This is a genomic window from uncultured Flavobacterium sp. (assembly GCF_963975005.1).
In the GTDB taxonomy this organism is placed as follows: Bacteria; Bacteroidota; Bacteroidia; order Flavobacteriales; family Flavobacteriaceae; genus Flavobacterium.
The window spans coordinates 1-7,059 of sequence record NZ_CAXBFR010000138.1; the positions used below are offsets into that span (position 1 = coordinate 1).

The 7,059-nt window shown below is 31.2% G+C and carries 5 protein-coding genes; 4 read left to right on the forward strand and 1 reads right to left on the reverse strand.

Translation table 11 applies throughout. The features are described 5' to 3' along the window. From AACZ53_RS12930 to ribB, 3 genes are all read left to right on the forward strand, one after another. Window positions 1-281: outer-membrane lipoprotein carrier protein LolA (locus tag AACZ53_RS12930; RefSeq protein WP_339839215.1), on the forward strand; the 281-nt coding region annotated here is incomplete at its 5' end. Between the two features lie 11 nt (window positions 282-292). Beyond that, on the forward strand, window positions 293-1,747 hold the full coding sequence (locus AACZ53_RS12935) for an LptF/LptG family permease (RefSeq protein ID WP_339839218.1): 1,455 nt from the start codon (window positions 293-295) through the stop codon (window positions 1,745-1,747). Beyond that, window positions 1,737-2,867 (forward strand): 3,4-dihydroxy-2-butanone-4-phosphate synthase, encoded by a 1,131-nt coding sequence (gene ribB, locus AACZ53_RS12940; protein WP_339839221.1) that lies wholly within the window; start codon window positions 1,737-1,739, stop codon window positions 2,865-2,867. Before AACZ53_RS12935 ends, ribB begins: the two co-directional genes overlap by 11 nt. On the opposite strand, the gene AACZ53_RS12945 is transcribed toward ribB, so the two are convergent. Continuing rightward, window positions 2,864-3,619 carry a sulfite exporter TauE/SafE family protein gene (locus AACZ53_RS12945; RefSeq protein WP_339839224.1) on the reverse strand — a complete coding sequence of 252 codons (756 nt, stop codon included), beginning with the start codon at window positions 3,617-3,619 and terminating at the stop codon, window positions 2,864-2,866. The genes ribB and AACZ53_RS12945 overlap by 4 nt on opposite strands. Window positions 3,620-3,863: 244 nt before the next feature. On the opposite strand from AACZ53_RS12945, the gene AACZ53_RS12950 reads away from it, so the two are divergent. Beyond that, entirely contained in the window at window positions 3,864-7,058 is a 3,195-nt protein-coding gene (locus tag AACZ53_RS12950; RefSeq protein ID WP_339839226.1) for a GEVED domain-containing protein, read from the forward strand. The last annotated feature ends 1 nt before the right edge of the window (window position 7,059 follow it).

Sequence of the window (7,059 nt, forward strand, 5' to 3'; positions counted from 1 at the left end):
CTGGATATAGTTATTCTTGGGATATTTTACAAAATGTAAAAGGAAGAAAAATTCAATATGTAAAATTAAAACCAACTAATTCAAAAGAAAATGTAAAAGAAGTTTTAATTGGAATTGATACTTCTACAAATCATATCTACACTATGATTGAAACTGATAAAAAAGGAACAAAAACAACTTTAACTGTTAATTCTTTTAAAACAAATCAGCCTTTATCAAAAAATCATTTTACCTTTACGGAATCAAAATATTCTGGCTATTATATCAATAGACTAGACTAAAATAAGTTTCGTTGAAAATATTAGACAAATATATTTTAAAATCATTCATAATTACGTTTACAACAGTATTCGTAATTTTGTTTTTTATATTCATTCTTCAAGGTATTTGGCTTTTTATTGCCGAATTGGCCGGTAAAGATTTGGATTTTCTTACCATCTTAAAGTTTTTAAGTTTTTATGCTCCAAATGTAATTCCGTTAGTATTACCACTTTCTGTATTATTAGCTTCTATAATGACTTTTGGAAGTTTTTCTGAAAATTATGAATTTGCAGCTATGAAATCTTCAGGCATTTCGTTGCAAAGAGCCATGAAGTATTTAACAGCATTTATACTTCTTTTAAGTATTGTTGCGTTTGTTTTTTCTAATAATGTAATTCCACAAGCACAATATAAATTCATCAATTTACGTCAAAATATAGTTCAACAGAAACCTGCCATGGCAATTGCTCAAGGTCAGTTTAATCAAATTGGAAACACAAACATAAAAGTCCAAGAAAAATCAGGTGACAAAGGACAGTTTTTAAAGGGAATAGTTATTCATAAAAAATCTAGTAACGGAAATGGTGCTAGTACAATTATAAATGCTAAAAATGGAATTCTATCTAGTGATGATGGTGGAAACTTATTAAATCTTGAATTATTTAATGGTAATTATTACGAAGATATAGTTCCTACTAAATATGAAGAACAAAAAAAAATGCCTTTTGCAAAAAGTACCTTCAAAAAATATATTTTAACAATTGATATTGGTAAATTAAACACTTCAGATATTAATCAGGAAGCTATTTCTAATACCGATAAAATGCTAAATATTAGCGAACTTAATATTACAATCGATTCTTTACAAAAAAGCTATAATGAAGATATTGTTTCATTTTCGGATAATATTACGCAACGAACTTCAAATGTTTTAAATTCAAGAAAAATTCAATACGTTGCTAAAGATACAATCACTGATAATTTATTGGGTTTATATCAATTAGTTGATCAAAAGAAAATTATTGAAATCGCAACAAACAATATTACCAGCATAGATTTTTCTATTGATAGTAGTAAAAATGATTTAGAGTTTAAAAAGAAAAACATCAACCAACATTGGACTGCAATTCATGAAAAGTATATGTTAGCTTTTTCGTGCTTATTGATGTTTTTTATTGGAGCACCACTTGGAGCAATTATTAGAAAAGGTGGTTTAGGTTTACCTATGGTTTTTGCTATTCTAATTTTTATAACATTTCATTTTATTAACACTTTTGGTCGAAAATTAGCTCAAGAAGATAGTATTAGTCCTTTTTTAGGCGCTTGGATGTCATCATTTATATTAACCCCTTTTGCAATTTTGTTAACTTACAGAGCTACAAATGATATTGGAATAATGATAAATTTTGATTGGATATTCGACCCAATTAAAAAACTAATAAATAAGTTTAAAAAACAAAAAACAACTACAACTAATGTCACATAAAATACAACTGAACACAATAGAAGAAGCCATTGAAGATATTCGTCAAGGTAAAATAATCATTGTTGTTGATGATGAAGATAGAGAAAATGAAGGAGATTTTTTAGCTGCAGCCGAAAAAGTAACTCCCGAGATGATTAATTTTATGGCAACTCATGGTCGTGGACTAATTTGTACTCCTTTGACAGAAAGAAGATGTAAAGAATTAGATTTACACACAATGGTTACCAATAATACGGATCATATGGAAACCGCTTTTACAGTTTCTGTTGATTTAAAAGGAAATGGTGTTACAACCGGAATTTCTGCTGCTGATAGAGCAAAAACAGTTTTAGCTTTAGTTAATGAAGACACAAAACCATTTGATTTAGCTCGTCCTGGACACATTTTTCCTTTAATTGCAAAACAAGGTGGTGTTTTAAGAAGAACTGGTCACACAGAGGCTGCCATTGACTTTGCAAGATTAGCTGGCTTTACTCCTGCTGGTGTAATAGTTGAAATAATGAACGAAGACGGAACGATGGCTCGTTTACCTCAACTTGCAGAAGTAGCTAAGAAGTTTGATTTAAAATTAGTTTCAATTGAAGACTTAGTGGCTTATAGAATGCAACACGATAGTTTAATTCAGAAAAAAGAAGATTTTGAAATTGAAACTCGTTTTGGAAAATATAGAATGAGAGCCTACCTTCAAACCACAAACAAGCAAGTTCATATTGCCTTAACAAAAGGAAGCTGGAATATAGGTGATGAAGTTTTAACGCGTATAAATTCATCCCAAATTAATAATGATATTTTAGGAACATTGACTTCAAATCCTGATGATAGATTAGAAGACATGTTCAAAAGAATAAATCAAGAAGAAAATGGTGCCGTTATTTTTGTAAACCAAGAAAAGCAATCTATTGAAATGCTTCATAGAATTACAGAATTAAAAGAATTACAAGAGGAAGGAATTTACAAAGCTCCACAAGTTAAAATGGATGCAAAAGATTTTGGAATTGGAGCACAAATTCTACATGATTTAGATATATCAAAAATCAAATTACTTTCAAATTCAGAACAAACAAAACGTGTGGGAATGATTGGATATGGTTTAGAAATTACAGATTATGTTAAATACTAATCAAAAAACCATAATTTAATTGCTAAAGCCGTAACTGTTACGATTAAAAACATTTTAATTACTTTTTCATCTTTTTTAACAGACCAACGGCTTCCAAACCAAGCACCAGAAACGTTTCCAATTGATAAAACAGCTGCTAAGCCGTAATCGATTTTGTCATTAAAAGCAAAAACGGCTACGGCTGCAATTGTATAAACAAATGCAACGAATACCTTAGTTGCATTTGACCTTAATAAGTTCATTCCGTTTATATACGGAAGTGCTAACAGCATTAGAAAACCAATTCCTGCGTTTATTAATCCTCCATAAATACCTAAGAAAAAGAAAACTACTAGAGAAATAATTAAAGGCTTTCCAGTTAATCTTTCGACTAAATCCTTTTTATTTTTGTTTGGATTAAATAGTGTTAAAATTAAAACCATAATCATAACAACGGCTAACATTCTATTGAAAGCTTTTCCATCAAAATCTAAAGCTAAGTAAGCTCCAATTATTGATCCAAAAAAAGCAGCAATTCCGACATACAAACTAAAAGGATAAGTTGAAACTCCTTTGCTTTTAAAACCTCTAACTGCAGTAAATGTTTGCAGTAATATTGCTACACGATTTGTTCCTTGTGCTAAAGGAGCAGGCAATCCCATAAAAATTAAAATCGGTAAGGTTAATAAAGTTCCTCCACCTGCAACGGTATTTAAAAAACCTGCTACAAATCCTAAAATCACCAATAATAAATAAGGCCAAAATTCTTGCATACTATATCAAATAAAAAATTCCAAGATAACTTGAAAAAGTAGATTCTGAAAAAGAAAAAACACCATCTCAAAACCTATATTAATATATTCTATAATTAAGAAATAAATTGATGATAAAAAAACGGAATGCAAAATTAATCATTATTATGTAATTTTTTTATTAAAAAAGCTAAAAGTAACATTTGATATTTTTAACACATTTTTTTCCTATATTTATGCAATTAAACCATTTAACTATAACAACATGAAGAAAAAGTACATTAATTTTAAAGGATTCTATCTCAAACTTGCTTTGTTTGGTGTTTTTTGCTTTTTAGTAGCATTCACCCCAAAGAAATTTGAGAATCCAAAAAAGAAAAAAACTACCGTTTTTGCTACCAAAACCATCGACCCAGCTAGCTATGTAGCATTAACAGTAAACGGATATAATGCCGATGTAATAGCAAACGGATTAGGTGCTTTAAATACAACTACAAATAATGATGTAGATGGAGTAAATTATTGTTATTTAGCTCAAGGTACTCAAGTTAGTGGAACAGCAACTCCTACTACATATGGTTTGCCAACCTCTGGTTTATTAGATGTGGCAAACAGCGATTTATTTTTTCAAATGGCTTCTTACAGCAGTAACAATTCATTGAGAATTAATCAAAATGGTGTTGCAGGTCAATCAACTGTTACATTCACAGAATTAAATTCATACGAAAAAATTCATTTAGCAGTTACATCTGGAAGTGGAGCGTCTAATGTTACTTTTACAATAAATTTTTCAGATGCTACAACTCAAGTAGTTTCAATCCCTGTAGTCCCAGATTGGTTTAATTCTACTGCGCTACCTGTTATTATATCTGGTATTGGTAGAGGTAATTTAACCAATAATGTTTTGGAAAATCCAACTGGAAACCCACGAATTTATCAATTAGATTTAAATATTGACCCTGCTAATCAGACTAAAATAGTAACTGGAATTACAATTCAAAAAGTTAGTGGTGGTGTTTTTAATCTTTTTGCTGCTACAGGTAAATTAGTTTCTCCTTGTCCAGCTCCAACAAACATTACTACAACTGCAATAAACGCTTTTGATGCATCAGTAACTTGGAATTCGGCAAACAGCACTGACACATTTGAAGTAGCTATTGTTCCAACGGGAAATGCTATTCCTGCTTTAGGAGATCCAAGTGCAACAAATACTTACAACTTTACTCCTCTTACTTCAAACACAACTTATGATGTATATGTAAGAACCGTGTGTGCTACATCAGGATTTAGTTTTTGGAGTGGTCCATTAACTTTTACAACTTCATGTTCAGATGTTACCGAATATTTTGAAAATTTTGATACTTATGCTACTGGCTCAACAAGTCCAATGCCTAATTGTTGGAATAAAATCGGAAATGGTACTACATATATTACTACAGGATCAGTAGCTCCTATGTCTCCTTCGAATCGTTTATACATGAATGCCAGTGGTACAACACCTACAGAAACTTGTGCCATTTTACCGGGAGTATCTAATTTACAGGCAAATACACATAGATTAAAATTTAAGGCATATGCAACAGCAGCAAATAGATTTTTATCAATTGGATACTTAACAAACCCTACTGATATTACTAGTTTTATACAAATAGATGAAGTATTCCTTCCATCAACTGCGGCATCAACTGCTCAAGAATTCATTATTGTTCCTTCAGGTATTCCAATAGGAATTACACGTTTAGCAATTAGAAATTCTGGTAGTCCATCTGGAGCAACAACTGCTTATATTGATGATGTTAAGTGGGAAGCTATTCCTACCGTAGCTCCAGTATGTGCATCAAATATTATTGCTACTCCAAATGCTACATGTGGTAACTTTAGCAATTCAATTTCTTGGGATGCAACATCAGGTGCAGATGGTTATTTTTTAACTATTGGAACATCAACTGGAGGAACAGATGTTTTAGACAATCAAAATTTAGGAATTAATACTTCATATTCATTTGTAGGGACTATTAACACTACTTACTATTATACCGTTGTACCCTTTAATGCTTTTGGTTCTGCTACTGGTTGTACAGAACAGAATTTTATGACTGTTGCTACAGGTTGTTATTGTACATCTGTTCCTACATCTAATGATGCTTTAGGTATTACAAATGTTCAATTAGGAACTACTGACTTTCCTACTACTGATGTAACTTATTTTGATCATTCAGCAACTCAAGTGACTTTACCACAAGGTGTTAATTCAAATGTTCAAATATCATTTGCAACAGGTTATACATATAACACTTATATCTGGATTGATTTAAATGATAATTATATTTTTGATGCTTCTGAATTAGTTTATACTGGAGAATCTTTATCTACAAATCCAACTGTTTTAAATGCATCTTTCATAATGCCAGCAACTGCTGCAATCGGAGTACATAAAATGAGAATTGTTACTGCTGACGCTTTAACTACAGCTAATCCTTGTTATTCTGGATCATATGGAGTTACATTAGATTTCTCAGTAAACATAATAGTTTCTTCATGTACACCTGCTAGTGCAACAGCTACAATAGTACCAGATTGTGCTAACAATCAATATTCAGTAAGTGTAAATGTGACTGACTTAGGAAGTGGTTCTCCAGTTTTAAGTTATGGAACAACTACATTACCTATTACTGCAACAGGAGTTATAACGGCAGGACCTTTTGCAAGTGGTTCTTCAAATATATTAACTGTTTTACATGGTTCAGACACAACTTGTGATTTACCATTAGGTGCTTTTACTTATTCATGTCCTCCAGTAAATGATGAATGTGCAAATCCAACAGTATTAACTCCAGGTGGAGTGTTTGCAACAAATCAAGTTACAGGAACAAATGTTGCTGCAACTAGTTCAACACAAACTGCTCCTACTTGTGCTTTCTATCAAGGTGGTGATGTTTGGTATTCTGCAGTGGTTCCTGCTTCAGGTAGTTTAACATTCGAAGTGAATCCAACTACAGGTGGATTGACAGATACTGCTGGATCTGTTTATAGTGGAACTTGTAGTTCTTTAACTGAAATAGCTTGTAATGATTCTTCAAGTGCAAGTGGTGATCATCCCTTAATTATTGTTACAGGTCAAACTCCAGGAAGTGTTTTATATTTCAGAGTTTGGGAATATGGAAATGATGTTTTTGGAACGTTTTTAGTTTCTGCTTACGATGCTTCATTATCAGCTTCAAGTTTTGATAATGCAAGTTTTGTAGCGTATCCAAACCCAGTTAAAGATGTATTAAATTTATCTTACTCATCAGAAATATCTTCTGTTAAAGTGATTAATTTATTAGGTCAAGAAGTTATTTCTAGAAAAGTAAATAATACTACTTCTCAAATTGATATGACAAGTTTAACAGCTGGTGCTTATATTGTAAACGTTACCGTTGGTGATGTTGTTAAAACAATAAAAGTGATTAAGCAATAAT

Coding starts and splice junctions, on each gene's coding strand:
- AACZ53_RS12950 (WP_339839226.1), top strand. CDS start 3,864: ATGAAGAAAAAGTACATTAATTTTAAAGGATTCTATCTCAAACTTGCT.
- AACZ53_RS12945 (WP_339839224.1), bottom strand. CDS start 3,619: ATGCAAGAATTTTGGCCTTATTTATTATTGGTGATTTTAGGATTTGTA.
- ribB (WP_339839221.1), top strand. CDS start 1,737: ATGTCACATAAAATACAACTGAACACAATAGAAGAAGCCATTGAAGAT.